The organism is Vibrio sp. 2130-1 (assembly GCF_033339515.1).
The window spans coordinates 1-892 of sequence record NZ_JAWOUT010000131.1 but is presented as its reverse complement, the minus strand read 5'-3'; the positions used below and the strand labels follow the sequence as shown (position 1 = coordinate 892).

Genomic DNA, 892 nt, shown 5'->3' with positions numbered 1-892 from the left:
ACTTTGGCGCCAACTCCTGATAGAGAAGTTAAAGGAACAGCAGATAGCATTTGGGCAGACATAGAAAGCTCAAGAAAATGGTTAACATAGCAGTATGTTAACCATGGAGCTGTGTTTTTGTACAGGAAAAACTATAAGAAGTGGCGTAGAAAGCGAGGCCTTTCGATGTTATGTTTCAGCTTAAGCTTTTTGCATCTCTTGCCACCACGCCTCATCTGCGATGATTTGACCTTCATCGTCGAGTGGCGGGTATTCCAGTTTCTTGCGTTTCGCTACTTTGGCAAGCACTGGGTGACCACGTTCAAATAAGATGCGATGAATGGTTTCTTTTGGTAGTGCGCTTTCTTCACGATCATACATGCCTGCCGCTTCACGTTGGCGTTGTGCTTCGTAAAGAATCACAGCACTGGCGACTGAGACATTCAAAGACTGCACCATACCGATCATTGGGATAATGATGTCTTGATCTGCGAGTTTTTTCGCTTGTTCAGACGCGCCAATTTTTTCACTCCCCAGGATGATTGCAGTCGGTTTGGTGTAGTCGATTTCACGAAAATCGACCGCGGTGTCTGATAAGTTGGTCACCAATACTTGCATGCCTTGGGCTTTGAGCTCGGTAATGGCGGTTTCAATCGAGTTGTGAGTTTCTACTTCAACCCAGTTACGAGCACCTGCAGAAGTGTGGGTTAAAGTGCGCATTTTATCAGGCCAGATAGCATGAACTTTGTGTAAGCCCGTGGCGTCAGCCGTACGAATAACGGCAGAGACGTTGTTAGGTTTGTGAACCTCTTCTAGGCACAAAGTAAGGTCGGTTTGGCGTGCTTTCAGCACCTGATGGATACGGTGGTAACGTTCTAAATTCATAGTAAATAAATAGGGTATAAAAAAATCG

1 protein-coding gene is annotated in these 892 nt (G+C 45.4%); it reads right to left on the bottom strand.

Annotated elements, in window-relative coordinates:
• Positions 1-180 precede the first annotated feature (180 nt).
• Entirely contained in the window at positions 181-864 is a 684-nt protein-coding gene (gene trmH / locus R7Q09_RS24695) for a tRNA (guanosine(18)-2'-O)-methyltransferase TrmH (protein WP_005478720.1), read from the bottom strand.
• Positions 865-892: the final 28 nt, after the last annotated feature.

What these genes read in the sequence shown, in the direction of transcription:
- trmH (WP_005478720.1), bottom strand. Translation starts at nt 864, where the DNA reads ATGAATTTAGAACGTTACCACCGTATCCATCAGGTGCTGAAAGCACGC.